Source organism: Amycolatopsis sp. NBC_01480, assembly GCF_036227205.1.
In the GTDB taxonomy this organism is placed as follows: domain Bacteria; phylum Actinomycetota; class Actinomycetes; order Mycobacteriales; family Pseudonocardiaceae; genus Amycolatopsis.
Map to the genome: position 1 here is coordinate 7,489,083 of NZ_CP109442.1, position 18,005 is coordinate 7,507,087.

Genomic DNA, 18,005 nt, shown 5'->3' on the forward strand with positions numbered 1-18,005 from the left:
GAGGAGATCCCATGCCCAGCGAGCAGGAGCTGGTGGAGTACCTGCGGAAGGTCACGATCGACCTGCAGGCGACCAAGCGCAGGCTGCGCGCGGCCGAAGCGGCGAGCCGGGAGCCGATCGCGGTGATCGGCACCGCCTGCCGGTACCCCGGCGGCGCCGATTCGGCGGCCGCGCTGTGGCGGCTGGTCACCGAGGGGGTGGACGCGATCTCCGGCTTCCCGGGCGACCGGGGCTGGGCGCTGGACACCCTGGTCGACCCCGATCCGGCCAGCACCGGGCATTCGGTGACCGGGTCCGGCGGGTTCCTGGCCGAGGCCGCGGGCTTCGACGCCGGGTTCTTCGGGATCGCGCCGCGTGAGGCGCTGGCGATGGACCCGCAGCAGCGGCTGCTGCTCGAGGTCGGCTGGGAGGGCATCGAAGACGCCGGGCTCGACGCGAACGCCTTGCGGGGCAGCGACACCGGTGTGTTCGTCGGCCTGATGTACAGCGATTACGGCACCCGGCTCGGGTCCGCGCCGCCGGAGCTGGAGGCGTTCCTCGGCCAGGGCAGCTCGCCGAGCGTGGCGTCCGGCCGGATCGCTTACACCTTCGGCTTCCACGGGCCCGCGATCACCGTCGACACGGCGTGCTCGTCTTCGCTGGTTTCGCTGCACCTGGCGATGAAGTCGCTGCGCGCGGGGGAGTGCTCGCTGGCGCTGGCCGGCGGGGCGACGGTGATGTCGAATCCGGGGCCGTTCATCGAGTTCAGCCGCCAGCGAGGGCTCTCGCCGGACGGCCGGTGCCGCTCGTACGCCGACGACGCCGACGGCACCGGGTTCGGCGAGGGCGTCGGTCTCGTGGTGCTCAAGCGGCTGTCCGACGCGCGCCGTGACGGCGACCGGGTGCTGGCCGTGCTCGCCGGGTCCGCGGTCAACCAGGACGGGCAGTCCAACGGCCTCACCGCGCCGAACGGCCTGGCCCAGCAACGCGTCATCCGCGCCGCGCTCGACGACGCGGGCCTCGGCCCGGAGGCCGTCGACGTGGTCGAGGGCCACGGGACCGGCACCACGCTGGGCGACCCGATCGAGATCACCGCGCTGCAGGCCGTGTACGGCCAGGGCCGCGCCGGGGGAGACGAGGTGCTGCTCGGCTCGCTCAAGTCGAACCTCGGCCACACCCAGGCCGCCGCCGGGGTCGGCGGGGTGATCAAGATGGTCGAGGCATTGCGGCACCAGCTTGTGCCGGCTTCGCTGCACGCCGGCACCCCGTCTTCGCGCGTCGACTGGGAAGGCGGCGGCGTGCGGCTCGCCACCTCGGCGACGCCGTGGCCGGAGCGCGGGCAGGTCCGCCGTGGCGCGGTCTCCTCGTTCGGCATCAGCGGGACCAACGCGCACCTGATCATCGAGTCGGCCCCGGCGGTGGAACCGGCCGAGCCGGCGCCGTCCCCGGCCGAGGGCCCGGTGCCGTGGGTGTTCTCCGCCCGGTCCGCCGGGGCGCTGCGGGCGCAGGCCGCCCGGCTGGCCGAACTCGCCGCGGACCCGGCCGTGGACCCGTGGGCGGCCGGCCGCGCGCTGGCCACCACGCGGGCCGGCCACCCGGTGCGCGCCGTGGTGATCGGCGCCGACCGCAACGACCTGCGGCACGGCCTCAGCTCGATCGCGGCCGGCCGGACCGCCCGCGGGACCGCGACCGGATCGGCCGAAACCTCTGGCGCGCTGGGCTTCCTGTTCACCGGACAGGGCAGCCAGCGCGACGCGATGGGCGCCGAGCTGCATGCCCCGGGCGGCGTGTTCGGCGGCATCTACGCCGAGACCTTCGCCCGGGTCACCGCCGTGGTCGACCCGGCGCTGCCGAAGCCGCTCACCGAAGTGGTCTATGGCGGCCAGGGCGGGCTGATCGACCACACCGTCTACGCCCAGACCGCGTTGTTCGCCTTGCAGGTGTCGCTGGTCGAGGTCTGCCGTTCGCTGGGGGTTGTGCCCGCGCACGTCTGCGGGCACTCGGTGGGGGAGATCGCGGCGGCGGTCACCGCGGGGGTGCTGGACCTCGAGGACGGGGCGCGCCTGGTGGCCGCGCGGGCCACGCTGATGGGCGCGCTGCCGCCCGGCGGCTCGATGATCTCGGCCGCCACCACGGAGGCCGACGTGCTGGCCGCGCTCGGCGAAATCGATCCCGCGCTGACCGGTTCGGTCGGCGTCGCCGCGGTGAACGCGCCCAAGGCGCTGACGTTGTCGGGCACCGAGGAGGGCGTGGCCGCGGTGGAAGCGGTGCTGCGCGGCCGCGGCGTCAAATGCGTGCGGCTGCGGGTGAGCCACGCGTTCCACTCCTCGCTGATGGAGCCGATGCTCGACGAGTTCGAACGAGTCCTGAGCGGACTGACGTTCCGGGAGACGCGGATCCCGTTCTACTCCACGCTGACCGGCGCGCCCGCCGGCGAGGAGCTGCGGGACCCCGGGTACTGGGTGCGCCAGGTGCGTTCGCCGGTCCGCTTCGCCGACGCGGTGCAGGCCATGCACGACGGCGGGGCGAACCTGCTGCTCGAAGCCGGGCCGGACGGCGTGCTCAGCGCGCTGGCCCAGACCACGCTGGCCGACCAGGACGTGACGGCGGTGCCCCTGCTGCGGCGCAAGCGCCACGCGGAGGTTTCGCTGATGACGGCGCTGGCCCAGGCTTCCGTGCACGGCGTCGACGTCGAGTGGTCCCGGCTCTTCGGGGACACCCCGGCCGCGCACGTCGAGCTGCCGAAGTATCCGTTCCAGCACAACGACTACTGGCTCACCGGACCGGCGGCCGGCGGACGCGGCGACGCGGCGTTCTGGTCCGCTGTGGACGATGCCGACGTCGAAGCCCTCGCCGCGCGGCTGACGCTGACGCCGGAGCAGCGGGACGCGCTCACCATGGTCCTGCCCGCGCTGGCCACCTGGCGCGCCCCCGAACCCGAGCCGATGGCCGTCGCCGAGGTGAGCGACGAATCCGACGAGCTGCTCCGGCTGCTCGCCGAGGCCGACCCCGAAGGGCAGGTCCAGTTGCTGCTGGACCTGGCGCGCAGCCAGGCCGCGGAGGTGCTCGGGCACAGCTCGATGGACGCGGTCGACGCGCGCACCCCGTTCACCGACGCGGGTTTCACCTCGTTCACCGCGCTGGAGCTGCGCAACCGGCTCTGCGCGTCGACCGGGCTGCTGCTGCCCGCGGTGGTCGTGTTCGAGAACCCGACCCCGCACGACCTGGTCCGGTATTTGCACGCCGAGCTGACCAAGGGCCTCGCGCCCCGGTGAAGCGAACAACGATGTCCGCAGTCCTTTGCACAGTGAGGTGAGAGTAGTGGTACAGGCCCTTCCGGACCCGAGTGTCCTGATCGTCGGCGGCGGGCCGACCGGCTTGATGTTGGCCTGCGAGCTCGGGCTGGTCGGGATCCCGACCGTGCTGGTCGACAAGAGTCCCGGCCCGCGGCCGGCCGCCCCGGGCATCGCGATCAACATCGGCACCGCCGAGCTGCTGGCCCAGCGCGACTGGCTCGACCCGATCCGGGCGGTCGGCACGGTGCTGCCCGCGGCGCACTTCGCGCTGGTCGGCCTCGACCCGACGGTGCGCGCGGCGGAGCGGGAAAACGCCTACCTGGTACCGCAGAGCGCGGTCGAACGGGTGCTGGCGGAGCGCGCCGTCTCGCTGGGCGCGGTCCTGCGCCGCGGCACCGAGCTGGTCGACCTGACCCAGGACGCGGACGGGGTGACGGCGCGGCTGCGCGGCCCGGACGGCGCGTACGACCTGCGGGCGCGCTACCTGGTCGGCGCCGACGGACCGGACGGCCCGGTCGGCCCGCTGGCCGGGATCGGTGCCACCGAAACGGAAATCCCGTCGTACGGCCTCGTCGGCGACCTGCGCGCGGACTTCGCCAAGCTGCCGGCGGAGCTGTTCGGCGTCCACCGGCACCCCGGCAACGGCGGCTTCTACACCGGCGCCCCGGCGGGCAACGGCCTGCTGCGTTTCATGACGGCCGAGTTCGGCGCCCGCGCGGACGCCTCGGGCCCGCTGGAGACCGCGGAGCTGGTCGCGGGCCTGCGCCGGGTCACCGGCGCCGAGCTGCCGTCGGCCGCCGAAGTGGTGTGGGCACAGCGATACCGGCAGCGCACCAGGCTCGCCGAGCGTTACCGCGAGGGCCGGGTCTTCCTCGCGGGCGACGCGGCGCACGTGTTCCCCGCACTCGGCGGCGCCCGGATCAACACCGGCGTCGAGGACGCGGTGAACCTGGGCTGGAAGCTGTCCGCGGTGCTGCGCGGCACCCTGCCGGAGACCATTTTGGACACTTACCAGCAGGAGCGGCAGCCGGTCGCGGTGGCCGCGGCGGACAGCACCGCGGCGCAGCTGGCGCTCGGCGCGCCCGCTCCCGGCGTGGCGCAGCTGCGGGAGCTGTTCGCCACGCTGGTCGGGCTGCCTCAGGTGAACGACTACCTGGTGGACCTGGTCACCGGCCTGGACGCCCGGTACCCGGAGCCGGACGGCACCGACCCGGACAGCGTCGTCGGCACCCTGCTCAGCCCGGCCCGCCTGAAAACCCTCGGCGGCGGCGAGGTGGCGGAAGCGCTGCGCCAAGGCCGCGGCGCCCTGACGTACACCGAACCGGAATGGCTCGACGCCGTCGGCGCCACGGACGCCGTCTGCGGGCTGGCACTGGTCCAGGTGTCCGATCTGGACTCCCCGGGCACCCGCCTGCTCATCCGCCCCGACGGCCGCGTCGCGGCGGTCGACCCGGACGGCACAGAACCCTACCGAGTCGGCGACGCCTTGCGTTCCTGTTTCGGCAACAGCTGCTGCTGACCCGCACCAAAGACTCGTGAGTGGCTATGACGGTTCTAACCGTCACAGCCACTCACGAGTCTTTTTTCCGGGGGCGGGTCAGGAAGCTGAACTGGACGGCTCCGTGGCGGGAGCCGCCTCCTCCACGGCAGCAGCGGCCGGAGCCGATGTCTTGAGGATCACCAGCGTGATCAGCAGCGCCAGCACGGCGAACACGGTGCTGGCGATGAACCCGTGCCGCATGCCGAGCGCGATGGCGTCGTGGCTGATCTCCACTGCCGACTGGGAGTCCGCGGTGCTCGCGTAGATCGCGGACAGGACGGCGATGCCCAGGGCCGAGCCGGTCATCATGGTGGTCTGGAGCACGCCCGAGGCGGCGCCGGCGTCGGACGGGTCCACAGTGGACATGATGGCCATGTTGATCGGCACGATGATCAGGCCCAGGGCCAGGCCGACCAGCAGCATCGGGCCGAAGATGCCGCCGAAGTAGGTGGTCGACGCGGTGATCGTGACGAGCCAGCCGGCGCCGGCGGCCAGCAGGACCAGGCCGGCGGCCGCGGTGGGCTTGCCGCCGTAACGGCCGAGGACCTTGATGGCGGTGCGCGAGGTGATCAGCAGGCCGATCGCCATCGGCAGGAAGGCCAAGCCTGCCTGCAGCGGCGTGAAGCCGAGCACCAGCTGCAGGAACTGGATGATCAGGAACTGGAAGCTCATCGTCACCATCGGCACCAGCAGCATGTTCGTGAACCCGGCCGCGCGGGCCCGGTTGGCGAACAGGCCCAGCGGCATGATCGGCTGCGCGGCCCGGCGCTCGATGACCACGAAAGCCGCCAGCAGCACCACGCCGGCTGCCAGGATCACCAGCGTGACCGGGTCGCCCCAGCCGTGGTCGGCGGTGCGCACCAGCGCGAAAACCACGGCCAGCACGCCGATCGCGGACGTCAGCGCGCCGGCCAGGTCGAACCGGCCGCTGTGGCGTGGCGACTCGGCCACGTGCTTCGGCGCCAGCACCAGCACGAGCAGTCCGATCGGCACGTTGATCAGCAGCACCCAGCGCCAGTCGGCCAGCGTGGTGATGATCCCGCCGAGGATCAGCCCCAGTGTCATCGCAGAGGCGGTCACCGACGAGTACACGCTCAGCGCCTTGCCCTGCCGGTCACCGGTGAAGTTGGTGGTGAGCAGGGCCAGCGTGCTCGGCCCGGCGAGCGCCGCGCCCGCGCCCTGCAGCGCGCGGGCGGCGATCAGCCACGCGGGGTTCTGCGCGACCCCGGCCAGCAGCGAAGCCGCGGTGAACACCGCGACGCCGATCAGGAACGCCCGGCGGCGGCCGAGGATGTCCCCGGCGCGCCCGCCCAGCAGGAGCAGGCCGCCGAAGGCGAGCAGGAACGAGTTGGTCACCCAGGACAGTCCGCTCGGGCTGAACCCGAGGCCGTGGCCGATCATCGGCAGCGCGACGTTCATGATGGTGCTGTCGAGCATCAGCATGAGCTCGCAGGAGACGATGATCGCCAGGGTGAGCCCGGTGACGCGGGCGGGACTCACCCCCGCTCCCTGCCCGGCGGGCGGCTGCGGCGAACTCGACATGGATTCTCCTCGGGTACGGTGGGGCTGAACGCGGCCGGGAAGGGCAGCGCTCCGGCAAAGGCAGTGCGGCGAACGGTTACGGCGGGTATGCGGCCCGCCGGGACGGCGTGGTCGAGCGGTGTAGTGAACGGCACCGTACACTATACAAGCCGGTCGCGGCGTGGGCAATGGTGACCCCGTGGACGCACCCGGTGGAACGCGGAGGAGAGACCATGACGGAGGCGGCCGCGCCACGGAAGACCCGGCGCCGGGGCGAAGACCTCGTGCACGCCGTCTACACCGCGACCGTGGAGCAGCTCTGCTCGGTGGGCTACGCCCGGCTGAGCATGGAGGGCATCGCCGCGGCGGCGGGCACCGGCAAGGCGGCCCTGTACCGGCGGTGGAGCACCCTGGACGAGCTGGTCCGCGACACCCTGGGCGACATGCTGCCGCCGCCGCCGGAAGTGGCCGAGGACGCCACCCTGCGCGCGGGCATGATCGAGCTGGTGTCCTATCTGAACGCCGCGCTGTTCGACTCCAAGCGCGCCGCGTTCCAGGCGGTCGCCGCCCACAGCGGCGACGACACCTCGATGCTGCGCGAGCTGTTCCGCGAGCGCGTGCTCGACCCGTGCCAGGAACGCTTGCTGGAACTCATGAAGCGCTGCGGCGCCGACCGAGGCTCCCGTAACGGACGGATCGCCTCGGTGGCCCCGGCGATGGTGATGTACGACTGCACGCTGGGCCGCCCGATGCTCACGGCGGCCGAACTGGAGTCCATAGTGGACGACGTGCTGCTGCCGCTGGTCGCCACCGCTTAGCGTCTTCTGGCCCGGCCTGGTCCGAAGCGCCCCAATGTGGCGTTCGGTGCGTCCAGCGCACCGAACGCCACATTGGGTGCGCTCAACGCAACCAACGCCGCATTGGGGCGCAAGCCCCGCCGCTCGGTGGATCCCCGCTCAGCGGGCGAGGATCTCGTACGCGTGCACCCGCGCCTCGTGGTCGGCGATCGGGGCGACGGCCATCACCTCGTCGGCGCCGGTGCGGTCCACCAGGTTCGCCAGCTGGGCCTTGACCGTCTCCGGGGAGCCGATCAGCTGACCGGCGAAGGACGACTGCACGATCTGCAGGTCCGCGCCGGAAAGCGGGCGGCGGGCGGCGTCGTCGGGCAACGGGAACAGGGCGAACGGGTTGCTGCGCCCGGAAACCAGCGCGTGCGCGAGCGAACCCGACTGGTGCGCGGCCGCTTCATCGGTGTCCGCGGCGACCAGGAACGCGGTGACGATCACGTACGGCTCGGGGAAGGCCTCGCTCGGCCGGAAGTTCTCGCGGTACGCGCGGGTGGCGGCCTCGGCGGCGTCGGGCCGCAGGTGGTTGGCGTAGGCGTACGGCATGCCGCGCCCGGCGGCCAGCAGGCCGCTGGACGGGCTCGACCCGAGCATCCACACCGGCGGCCGGGCCGGGATCTCCGGCACCGCGCGGATCTCCATCCCCGGCCCGCGCGGGCTCTTCCCGCCGTCCAGGTAGTACTCGAGTTCCTTGACCTGCTCGGGAAAGTCCTGCGCGGACAACGGGTCCGACGAGCGGCGCAGCGCGCCCGCGGTGAGCGGGTCGGTGCCCGGCGCACGGCCGACGCCCAGGTCGATCCGGCCCGGGTGGAACACCTCCAGCGTGGCGAACTGCTCGGCCACGACCAGCGGCGGGTGGTTGGGCAGCATCACCCCGCCCGAGCCGACCCGGATCCGCTCGGTGGCCGCGGCCACCCGCCCGATCAGCACCGTCGGCGCGGACGAGGCGAGGCCCGGGGTGTTGTGGTGCTCGGCGACCCAGTACCGGTGGTAGCCCAGCTTTTCGGCCGCCAAAGCCAGCTCGAGGCCGTTGCGGATGGAGGTCTGCGCGGGGATGCCCTCGAAGACCGGGTGCGTGTCCAGCACGCTCAGGACGGGAGAAGCGGACATGGTTGTGGTTTCCCAATCTCGTTCGTACAACAGGGTTTTCCGGGAGCACACCGCCGGGACCACCAGTGCCGCGCCCGGGGAGCCGAATGCCGTTCGTCCCGGGCGCGGGGAAACCGTCCGCCGCCCATTATCGGGTACGGACGGGAACTTGTCACCAGGTGATCGGCAGGCTGAAGATCCCCTGCGGCCCGGCGGGCCCCTTCGGCCGGATTTCGTCGGCGGGCACGGCGAGCCGGACGGTCTCGGGCAGCCGGGCCGCCAGCGCGCGGAACACGATGTCCAGCTCGGCCCGCGCCAGGTTGCCGCCCACGCACTGGTGCGCGCCGAAGCCGAAGCCGGTGTGCGCCCGCGGGGCGCGCCGCACGTCGAACCGGTCGGGCCCGGGGAACGCGTCGGAGTCGCGGTTGATCGCGGAGTTGGCCAGCAGCACCGGCTCGCCCGCCCGGATCAGCACGCCCTCGACCTCGACGTCGGCGGTGGCCACCCGCGGGATGGTCTCGGCGACCGACAGGTAGCGCATCAGCTCCTCGACCGCGCCCGGCACCAGGTCGGGCTCGGCGCGCAGCGCGGCGAACTCCGCCGGGTTCTCCAGCAGCGTCAGCAGGCCGAGCAGGATGACGTTGGCGGTGGTCTCGTGCCCGGCCATCAGCATCAGCGTGCACATCTGCACCATGGTCGGCCGGTCGATCCGGCCCTCGGCGAACGGGCCGCCGATCAGGTCGTCGATCAGGCCCTCGCCCGGGTCGTCCAGCTTGCGGCCGATCAGCTCGTCGAGGAAGCGCTGCAGGCTGCCCAGCGCCGCGCCGGCCTCTTCGGCGGAACTGCGCAGCACGAGCTTGCGCGTCTCGGTTTCGAAGAATTCGTGGTCGTCGTAGGGAATGCCGAGCAGCCCGCAGATCGCGATGGACGGCACGGACACCGCGAAGTCCACCAGGTCGGCCGGCTTCGGCCCGGCGAGCAGCTCCGTCAGCCGCTCGTCGACGATCCGGTCGAGCGTCTCGCGCAGGCCGTTGATCCGCCGCGCGGTGAACGCCGGGATCACCATCCGCCGGTAGCGCGGGTGCTCAGGCGCGTCCATCCCGATCATCACGGTCTGCTTCTGGATCACCCCGCGCACCGGACTCAGCACCGGGAACGCCGGATTACCCCAGTCCGAGCTGATCCGCGCGTCGGTGAGCAGCGCGCGGGCCAGCGCGTGCGAGGTCACCACCCACGCTTCGCGCCCGTCGAGCAGCGCGACCTTGGTGAGCGGGCCGTCCGCCCGCAGCTGGGCGTATCCCGGCGGGGGCTGGAAGGGGCACGTGCGCTGCATCGGGAACTCGGGCAGTCCGGTCTCCCGCGGCGGTGCCGGGTTCAGGCTGGTCATGGTCCGCACTCTAAGAACGGAAACCGGCGCGCGGAATCGGTCCTTGGCGCGGCTTTAGCGGATCTTTGGCGCTGCTTCGGAGAATGGAGCCCGACCCCGCGAAACCCTGAAATGCCCGTTGTGGAGGACGCCAGGTGCCCACGGACCTCCGGTTCGCCGCGAGTCTCTTGCTCACCCCGCCGGCCGAGTGGGCGTCCGCGACCAAGACCGCGCTCGACGCGGGCTACGACACCGTCGTGACCAGCGACCACCCCGGCATGGGCTCGCCGTTCCAGACCCTCGCGGTCGCGGCCGGCGCGGGCGCGGCCACCGGGACCTACCTCGTCGACCCGTCGCGATGGCCGCCCGAGCTGCTGGCCCGAGAGGTCGACACCGCGATCACCCTCAGCGGCGGCCGGTTCGAGCTGGGGCTGGGCGTGCCGCAGCCGTCCGGTCCGCAGGCCGGTCCCGCGGCGGTGGCCGCCGCGCTGGACGCCGTCGAGGCGCGCATCGAACCCGAACGCCGGCCGCGGGTGCTGCTCGCGGTGTTCTCCGACGAGGACATCCCGCTGGCCGCGGAACGGGCCGACGTCGTGTCGATTGTCGGCGCGGACATCGTGGCCGGCGGCGGGCTGCACCTGCACAGCCGGGCCCGGATCGCCGAGCAGATCGGCCGGGTGCGGGAGCTGGCCGGGCGGCCCATGGAGGTCGACCTCGGCGTCAAGCAGCTGGTGGTCACGGACGACCGGGCGGCGGCCGCGGCCGGCTTGCGCCCGCAGGCCGCGCCGTCGCTCACCGAGAAGGAGCTGCTGGACCTGCCGCACGCGCTTTTCGGCTCGGTGGAAGAGATCGCCGGGCAGATCCGGGCCGACGCGCGTGACCTCGGCTTCGGCCGGCTTTCCATGCACCAGGCCATGGTCGCCGGCTTCACCCCGGTCATCTCCGCCCTGCGCGGCCGATGAGCCCCCACTCCCGCCGGAGCTTCCTCGCGCTGTCCGGCGCCACCCTGCTGGGGCTGGCCGGCTGCGGCGGGGTGCAGCGGCTGAACACCTCGGGCCCGCCCCGGAAAGGCGGCACGCTCCGGTTCGCCGTCGCCACCCAGGCCGACTCCTGGGACCCGCACGTGGCCGCCACCGACATCACCGCGGTGCTGCTCCGCCCGGTCTTCGACTCCCTGGTCTCCTACGGCGCCGACGGCACCTTCCGGCCCTGGCTGGCCACCGGCTGGACGGTGAGCCCGGATGGGCTGGCCTACACCTTCCGGCTTCGCGGGGACGTGACGTTCTCCGACGGCGAGCCGTTCAATGCCGCCGCTGTGCGGGACAACCTCGCGCACATCCTCGACCCGGCCACGAAATCCGGCTTCCCGCTGGCGTTGCTCGGCCCGCTCGCGAAGGTCGACGTCACCGGCGAGCACACCGTGGTGCTCCGGATGAGCGAGCCGTACTCCTCGCTGCTGTACGCGCTGAGCACCACCTACCTGGGCTTCATCTCCCCGCGGTCGCTGCGTGAGCACGGGAAGGAGCTGGCGTCGGGCCGGTTCCTCGCCGGCACCGGGCCGTTCACGCTGGAATCGGTGGTGCCCAACCAGGAGGCGGTGTTCCGGCGCCGCCCGGGCTACCGCTGGCCGGCGCCGGGCAGCCCCAACCCGGGTGAGTCCTATGTGGATGGCTACCGGGTGTCGTTCCTGCCGGAGGACCAGACCCGGGTCGGCGCGGTCGGCTCGGGCCAGGTCGACGTGGCCGACGAGATGCCCTCGGCCCGGCTGTCCACGCTGCGCAAGCAGGCCGGCATGCGGATCGAGCAGAACCCGGTCCCGGGCTCGCCGTACAGTTATTACCTCAACGTCTCCCGGCCGCCGTTCAACGATCCGGCGGTGCGGCGCGCGGTGCAGGCCTCGATCGATCTGGACGCCATCGTCAAGGGCGTGTTCCGCGGCGAGTACCAGCGCGCCTGGTCGGTGCTGACCCCGAAGACCCCGGGCTACGCCGCCGATCTGGCCGGAACCTGGGGCTATTCCCCGGAAACGGCCGCGCGGCTGCTCGACGGCGCCGGGTACTCCCAGCGTGACGGCGACGGCTACCGCGTCCGCGGCGGGGTGCGGCTGCGGGCCGAGTTCCCGTTCGCCGCCGATTACAGCACCGCGGACCGGCGCACGTTCGATGTGGCGTTGCAGGATTCCCTGCGCAAGGCCGGCATCGAGGTGGTGCTGACCGCGGTCGACAGCGCGGAGTTCGCCAGCCGGGTGATCGCGGGGGAGTACGACGTGAAGTCGGTCGCCTGGGCCTCGGCCGATCCGGCGGTGCTGCGGGAGCTGTTCCACTCCAAGCGATTCCTGGCCGAAGGCGGCAGCAATCAGGGACGGGTGCGGGATCCGCAGCTCGACGCGTGGCTGGACGCCGCCCGCGCCACCCTCGACCCGCACGAGCAAAGCCGGCTGTACGGCCAGGTCCAGCACCGGGTGATCGAGCAGGCGTACGCCATCCCGGCGTACACCGCGCCCCGGTCGCTGGCGCTCGCGGAACGCGTCCGCGGGGTGCGGTACGAGGTTTCCGGCACCCCCGCGCTCGCCGAGCTGTGGCTGGCCGACTCGTGAGCCGGGGATTCGCGCGCCACGTCGTGAGCAGGCTGGCCTCGGGGGTGTTCGTGCTCTGGGGCGCGGCGACGCTGTGCTTCCTGGTGCTTTCGCTGCGCGGCGACACGGTGTCCGCGATCCTGGGCGCCGGCCCTCCGCCGACGCCCGAGCTGCGGGCCAGGATCGTCGCCGAGTATGGTCTGGACGATCCACTGTGGACCCGGTACCTGCACTGGCTCCGCTCGCTGCTCTCGGGTGACCTCGGCTGGTCCTACCAGCGCGACGAGCCGGTGACGCACCTGCTGGCGTCCCAGGTCGGCCCGACGCTCCAGCTCGCGGTCACCGCGGCGGTGCTGGGCGCCGGGATCGCCGTGCTGGTAACGGCTTTCCTGACCGGACGGGGCCGCGCGGCCGACACCGTACTCACCGGGCTCAGCGTGCTTTCGGTCTCGGTGCCGACGTTCTGGGTCGGCGCGCTGCTGCTCGGGGTGTTCTCCTTCGCCCTGCCGCTGTTCCCCGCGATCGGCGACACCGGCCCGGCCGGACTCGTGCTGCCCTCGCTCACCCTGGCGTTCCCGATCGCCGGGGCGCTGACCCAGGTGATGGCGCAGGAGGTGCGCACCGCGGAGTCGATGCCGTTCGCGCTGACCGTGCGGGCGCGGGGGGCGACCGACCGGCGGCTGCGGCTGAACCACACCCTGCGCCACTCCCTGCTGCCCGCGCTGACCCTGACCGGGTGGATCCTCGGCATGCTGATCGGCGGCGCGGTGCTGATCGAGAACGTGTTCGCGCGCCCGGGCCTCGGCCGCGTGCTGGTCGCCGCGGCGGCGGGGCGCGACCTGCCGGTGGTGACCGCGGTCGTGCTGCTCTCAGCGACCGCGTTCGTGGCGATCAACCTGGTGGTCGACCTGGTGCTGCCGGTTGTCGACCCGCGCCTGCGAGCGGAGGCGGACCGGTGACGGCCGTCCCCCTCGCGACGCGCGCGAAGTCCGTGAACCTGCCGGTCGCCGTCTGCCTGGCCATCCTCGGCGTGCTGGTGCTGGTCGTGCTGTTCCCGGGGATGTTCACCGCGCAATCGCCTTCGGCGACGGACTTCTTGCACACCTTCGAAGGCCCGAGCTTTTCGCACGTCTTCGGCACCGACCAGCTCGGCCGCGACGTCTACGCGCGGGTGGTTTACGGGGCCGGCGCGTCGCTGAAGATCGCGATGAGCGCGACGGTGATCGGCGTGCTGGGCGGACTGGTGATCGGGGCGCTCGCGGTGGCGGGCGGGCGGTTCGCGGCCGGCCCGCTGATGCGGCTGGTCGACGTCCTGCTCGCGTTCCCGGAGATCGTGCTGGCGCTGCTGGTGGTCGCGGTGATCGGCGGCGACGCGGGCGGGGTCGCGATCGCGATCGGCATGGCCGCGGTGCCGAACTACGCGCGGCTGGTGTACTCCCAGGCCCGGCTGGTCGTGCTCGCCGAGTACGTGGAGGCGGCGCGGGTGGTGGGCGCGCGCCGTTCGGTCGCGCTGGTCCGGCACGTGGTGCCCAACATCGCCGGCCCGCTCGTGGTGCTGGCCACCCTGGGCACCGGGACGACGATCATCTCCGCGGCCGGGCTGAGCCTGCTCGGCCTCGGGCCGGCGCCGCCCGCCCCGGAGTGGGGCCTGATGATCGCCGACGGCAAGGACTTCCTCGGCATCGCGTGGTGGCTGACCGTGTTCCCCGGGCTGAGCGTGGTGCTCGTGGTCGTCACCTGCACGGTGCTGGGCCGGACACTGAGGGTGCGGGCGCAACGATGACTGCTGACACCGGGTACCTGGCCGAGGTGACGGGACTGAGCGTCCGGTTCGACGGCCACCACGAGCCTGCCGTCGACGGCGTCGACCTCGCGGTGGCGGCGGGGGAGTGCGTCGCGCTGGTCGGCGAGTCGGGCTCGGGCAAGAGCGTCACCGCCCGCACCCTGCTCGGCCTCGCCGGGAAGAACGCGCGCGTGCGGGCCGAACGGCTGGAGGTGGAAGGCCGTGACGCGCTCGCCTTCGACGAGGCGGACTGGCGGAAGGTCCGCGGCTCGCGGATCGGCATGGTCTCGCAGGACGCGCTGAGCAGCCTCGACCCGTTGCGCCGGGTGCGGTCCGAGGTCGCCGAGCCGCTGGTGGTACACCAGCCGGGGCAGACCGCCGCGGCGCGGTCCCGGACCGTGCTGGACCTGTTGGGGCAGGCCGGAATCGACGATCCGGCGGCGCGGGCGGAGCAGTACCCGCACGAGCTCTCCGGCGGGCTGCGCCAGCGCGCGCTGATCGCCTCGGCGCTCGCCGCCGGCCCGCGGCTGCTGATCGCCGACGAGCCCACGACCGCGCTCGACGTCGTGGTGCAGGAGCGGATCCTCGAGCTGCTCGGCCACTACCGGGACCAGGGCTGGGGAGTGCTGCTGATCAGCCACGACCTCGCGGTGGTGGCCCGGCTGGCCGACCGCGTGCTGGTGATGCGCGCGGGCCGGCTCGTCGAGTCCGGGCCGGTCGGCCAGGTGCTGGGACGGCCGGAGCACCCGTACACCCGGCAGCTGATCGAGGCGATCCCGAAGGGACAGCCGCGCCCCGCGCCCGAGCCGGCGGCCCCGGTGCTCACCGCGACCGGGCTGGGGAAGACCTACCGCGGGGGCCGGGTGGCGCTGCACGACGTGTCGTTCCGCCTCGGCGCGGGTGAGGCACTGGGCGTGGTGGGCGAATCCGGCTCCGGCAAGAGCACCTTGGCGCGGGTGGCGCTGGGGCTGATCCGGCCGGACTCCGGTACGGTGCTGCTCGACGGGCGGGCCTGGTCGGCCGAGCCGGAACGGCGGCGAAGGGCGCGGCGGCGCGGAATCCAGTTCGTCCAGCAGAACCCGACGGCCGCGTTCGATCCACGATGGACAGTGGGCCGGATCGTCGGCGAGGCGGTGGCCGCGCCGCGGTCCGCCCGCCGCGCCCGGGTCGGCGAACTGCTCGACCAGGTCGGGCTGAGCCCCGAGCTGGCGGCCCGGCGCGCGCACCAGCTTTCCGGCGGCCAGCGGCAGCGCGTGGCGATCGCCCGGGCACTGGCCACCGAGCCGCGGGTCCTGGTCTGCGACGAGCCCGTTTCGGCGCTGGACGTCTCGGTCCAGGCCCAGGTGCTGGAGCTGCTCGCCCGGCTGCGCGCGGAAACCGGCGTGGCGCTGCTGTTCATCACGCACGACCTCGGCGTGGTCGCCGACGTCTGCGAGCGCGTGATGATCATGCGGGCCGGCGAGGTGGTCGAGGCCGGGCCGACCGCGTCGGTGTTCGCCGAGCCCGCGCACGCCTACACGCGGGAACTGCTCGACACGATTCCGCGGCTCTCGGTGGCGCAATCCGCGGCGCGGGAACCGTAGCCGTTACGCGGGAAACAGGTTTCCGGGGTCGTAGCGGGCTTTGGCGTCGAACAGGGGCTGGTAGGTCTCGCCGAGGTGATTTCTCCAGTCGGCGCCGGTGAAGGGGAGGGCGCCGATGGGGTACCGGGTGCCGCCGAGATCGAGGGCGGTGGCGTACCAGCGCGCGTTGCTCTCGACCATTTCGCGGGCGATTTCGAGCGATCCGGCGGTGCGGAGCGCGGCGACGAGGAAAATGGTGTCCCCGCCCGGAATGCGGAACAGGCGGGTGTTCAGCACGGCGGACGGGACGGGGTAGACCAGGATGAGCCCGGACGCGCCGAGGTCCGCCTGGGTCAGGCCGGACATGATGCCGTCGACGAAGGTGTCCGTGGCGCGGTCGGGCAGGAACAGGTCGACCCACGGGTGCGGTGCCTGCCAGTCGCCGATGCTTTCGAGGTAGGTGACGGTGTCGTCGAGCCGGGTGGCGAACTCCCGGTAGCCGAGGTCTTCGATCGTGTCCCGGCCGGCGTCGTAGCCGATTCGCTCGACCAGAGTGCGGTCGTCGGGTTCGGCCGCGGTGTAGTAGACGGCGGCGTCGAGCAGGTACAGCCAGCCTTCGGGGCCCGGGAGGATCTCGCCCTGGAGGAAGTCGAAGCGGCCGTCGGCGAGGAGTTCCCGTTGGCGCGTCAGCAATTCGGCGGCAGTGGGGTAGTAGGCCTTGACCCGCCGGACGCGGCCGGGCGCGGGGATGAGCGGGAGGGTGGCGCGCACGATCACCCCGCACCGGCCGAAGCCGGCGAGCACCGCGTGGAAGAGGTCCGGCGATTCGGTGGGGGAGCAGGTGCGCAGGACGCCGTCGCCGGTGACGACGTCGAGGGAGAGCACGTTGTCGGTCTGGACGCCGTAGCGGTGGCTGGTGCCGCCGATGCCGCCGGCCGAAAGCGTGCCGCCGACGGACGTGCCCAGGTAGTCGGTGAGCACGCGCGGGGTGAGGCCGTGTTCCAGGGTCTTGGCCAGCAGCGCGTCCCAGGTGATGCCCGCGTCCACGACCACGTGGTCTTTTTCGATGCGGTGGACGGTGGCGAGGTCGCCGAGGTCGAGGACGAGGCCGTCGCGGACCTGGGCCTGCCCGTAGCTGGTATGGCCGCGTCCTCGTGCCACCACGGGGATTCCGTGCTCCGCGGCCACACTGAGCACCGCGCTGATGTCCTCGACTGAGCCGGCGCGGAGCACGGCGGCCGGGACATGGGAGACGATCCCGCCGAAGTCCGCCGCGGCGTAGGCCGTCTCGGCGAGTCCGGTGTGGAGGGTGCCGTCGAGGTCGAGCCCGGCGAACCGGCTTCCGGTCATGCGCTGCCCCCTGCGTCGTGTCGGCCGAGGGCCCAGGATGCCATGGCGGCAGTCCTTATGGGGCAGGAAGTCCGGGACCGCGCAACCTGGCCGGGCCGGTCGCGTCCACCCGGTATGAGCGAGATGTCACGGGCCCTGATGCGCCCGCGCGCGGTGTTGACCGTCCTCGGTGTCGCCCTGGCGGTCACCGTCGCCCCGGCCGCCGCGGCGAGAGCCGCCGACGGGCAGGTCGTGACCACGATCGCCGCGGGGGACCGGGCGGCGGCCCTGTCCTACTGGACGCCGGAGCGGATCAAGCAGCAGGGCGAGTTCGACGGGCTGCCCCCGGCCGAGAAGATCGGCAAGCTGTGGCCGGGCCCGGTGCCCGCGGGCGTCGGGCGGCTGTTCTTCACCGCGGTGCCCGGTGGCGACGAGTCCTGCACGGCGACCGTGGTGCCCAGCCCCAGCCAGGACGTGTTGTTCACCGCGGGCCACTGCCTCGACGGCGGCACCGACCGCAACGACCAGCCGATCACGATGACGAACATGGTGTTCGTGCCCGGCTACGACCACGGCAAGCAGCCGCACGGGATGTTCGCGGCCCGCGCGTTCGGCTGGTCGGACACCTACCAGGGGCCCTCCAGCGCGCTCGACGACGACGGGGTGATCGCCGTGGACCCGGTCGGCGGCAAGCACGTCGCCGAGGTCGTGGGCACCCAGGACATCTCGTTCGACAAGGTGACTGGGCCGGTGGACACGACCATGCTCGGCTACCCGGTGTCCCAGCTGGCCCACGGCGAGGCGCTGGTCTCGTGCACCCGGCCGGCCACGCTGGAGACCAACTCGGCCGCCGCCGACTGGACGACCGACTGCGACCTCGCGGGCGGGTCGAGCGGCGGCCCGTGGCTGCGGAACTTCGACCCCGCGACCGGCAAGGGCACCATCTACGCGGTCACCAGCCGGGGCTCGATGGACGTCGACGGCGTCACCGAGAACCTGTCCGGCGCGGAACTGAGCGACGCCGTGCGCGCGCTCTACCAGCGCGCCGGCGCGCTCTGAGCCGGGCCCGGCGGGAAGGCCGTCGAGCGGGTGCCACCCCCAGTGAATGGGCACCCGCCCG

At 73.0% G+C, this 18,005-nt stretch carries 12 protein-coding genes and 1 pseudogene; 9 read left to right on the forward strand and 4 right to left on the reverse strand.

Annotation, left to right across the window (positions count from 1 at the left end):
* Positions 1-11: 11 nt before the first annotated feature.
* Together OG371_RS35485 and OG371_RS35490 are read left to right on the forward strand one after the other, a co-directional pair.
* A pseudogene (locus OG371_RS35485) lies at positions 12-3,254 on the forward strand (type I polyketide synthase); the annotation flags it as partial.
* Between the two features lie 46 nt (positions 3,255-3,300).
* Positions 3,301-4,794 (forward strand): FAD-dependent monooxygenase, encoded by a 1,494-nt coding sequence (locus tag OG371_RS35490; RefSeq protein ID WP_329060030.1) that lies wholly within the window; start codon positions 3,301-3,303, stop codon positions 4,792-4,794.
* A gap of 78 nt (positions 4,795-4,872) precedes the next feature.
* On the opposite strand, the gene OG371_RS35495 is transcribed toward OG371_RS35490, so the two are convergent.
* A complete protein-coding gene (locus OG371_RS35495) occupies positions 4,873-6,357 on the reverse strand; it encodes an MFS transporter (protein WP_329060031.1) in 1,485 nt (494 codons plus the stop codon).
* Between the two features lie 212 nt (positions 6,358-6,569).
* Between OG371_RS35495 and OG371_RS35500 the strand changes: the two genes are divergently transcribed.
* Positions 6,570-7,154: a TetR family transcriptional regulator gene (locus OG371_RS35500; protein WP_329060032.1), complete on the forward strand. Its 585-nt coding sequence runs from the start codon at positions 6,570-6,572 to the stop codon at positions 7,152-7,154.
* Between the two features lie 138 nt (positions 7,155-7,292).
* Here OG371_RS35500 and OG371_RS35505 read toward each other — a convergent pair whose 3' ends face one another.
* On the reverse strand, positions 7,293-8,291 hold the full coding sequence (locus OG371_RS35505) for an LLM class flavin-dependent oxidoreductase (protein ID WP_329060033.1): 999 nt from the start codon (positions 8,289-8,291) through the stop codon (positions 7,293-7,295).
* Positions 8,292-8,442: 151 nt separating this feature from the next.
* Entirely contained in the window at positions 8,443-9,657 is a 1,215-nt protein-coding gene (locus OG371_RS35510; protein WP_329060034.1) for a cytochrome P450, read from the reverse strand.
* Between the two features lie 134 nt (positions 9,658-9,791).
* Here OG371_RS35510 and OG371_RS35515 point away from each other — a divergent pair, with 134 nt between their 5' ends.
* Genes OG371_RS35515 through OG371_RS35535 form a run of 5 tightly spaced genes read left to right on the forward strand, consistent with a single transcriptional unit; the run spans position 9,792 to position 15,577 of the window.
* Positions 9,792-10,598, forward strand: coding sequence for a hypothetical protein (locus tag OG371_RS35515; protein ID WP_329060035.1), 807 nt, complete (start codon positions 9,792-9,794; stop codon positions 10,596-10,598).
* On the forward strand, positions 10,595-12,232 hold the full coding sequence (locus OG371_RS35520) for an ABC transporter substrate-binding protein (protein ID WP_329060036.1): 1,638 nt from the start codon (positions 10,595-10,597) through the stop codon (positions 12,230-12,232). Before OG371_RS35515 ends, OG371_RS35520 begins: the two co-directional genes overlap by 4 nt.
* A 23-nt stretch (positions 12,233-12,255) precedes the next feature.
* A complete protein-coding gene (locus OG371_RS35525; RefSeq protein ID WP_329060037.1) occupies positions 12,256-13,170 on the forward strand; it encodes an ABC transporter permease in 915 nt (304 codons plus the stop codon).
* On the forward strand, positions 13,167-13,994 hold the full coding sequence (locus OG371_RS35530) for an ABC transporter permease (RefSeq protein WP_329060038.1): 828 nt from the start codon (positions 13,167-13,169) through the stop codon (positions 13,992-13,994). Before OG371_RS35525 ends, OG371_RS35530 begins: the two co-directional genes overlap by 4 nt.
* Complete coding sequence (locus tag OG371_RS35535) at positions 13,991-15,577, forward strand: ABC transporter ATP-binding protein (protein ID WP_329060039.1); 1,587 nt, start codon at positions 13,991-13,993, stop codon at positions 15,575-15,577. Before OG371_RS35530 ends, OG371_RS35535 begins: the two co-directional genes overlap by 4 nt.
* Before the next feature lie 3 nt (positions 15,578-15,580).
* Here the strand turns inward: OG371_RS35535 and OG371_RS35540 are convergent, their stop codons facing one another.
* Entirely contained in the window at positions 15,581-16,906 is a 1,326-nt protein-coding gene (locus OG371_RS35540; protein ID WP_329060040.1) for an FAD-binding protein, read from the reverse strand.
* A gap of 114 nt (positions 16,907-17,020) precedes the next feature.
* Here OG371_RS35540 and OG371_RS35545 point away from each other — a divergent pair, with 114 nt between their 5' ends.
* On the forward strand, positions 17,021-17,944 hold the full coding sequence (locus OG371_RS35545) for a trypsin-like serine peptidase (protein ID WP_329060041.1): 924 nt from the start codon (positions 17,021-17,023) through the stop codon (positions 17,942-17,944).
* Positions 17,945-18,005 lie beyond the last annotated feature (61 nt).